Source organism: Bacillus sp. EKM420B, assembly GCF_011065565.1.
GTDB lineage: Bacteria > Bacillota > Bacilli > Bacillales > Bacillaceae > Bacillus > Bacillus velezensis.
On record NZ_JAAMNX010000045.1, the window covers coordinates 1 to 261 of the forward strand.

Here is a 261-nt window from a genome sequence, read left to right on the forward strand (position 1 = left end):
CATCAGAAATGGAACATGTGGATTCTTTTCACCCAAGTGCCTATTTCAAAAAATACAATTCTGGTTTTACGCCATTCTTAGTAGGACAACCAGGAACAACTACTTTAACCCACTTTTTCTACATGAACTCTGTGGCAAATGAGTTAAAAAATCGTAAAATTGTTTTTGTCATTAGTCCACAATGGTTTTCAAAACAAGGAATTGTTGAAAGTGAATTGAAAAACTTTGTATCCAAAGGTGAGATTTACGGTTGGTTAAAAG

General features: G+C 33.7%; 1 protein-coding gene. It reads left to right on the forward strand.

From position 1 onward, the window contains the following. Positions 1 to 261 (forward strand): D-alanyl-lipoteichoic acid biosynthesis protein DltD (locus G9F48_RS19450; protein ID WP_274596870.1); only part of this gene is annotated, 261 nt, incomplete at both ends.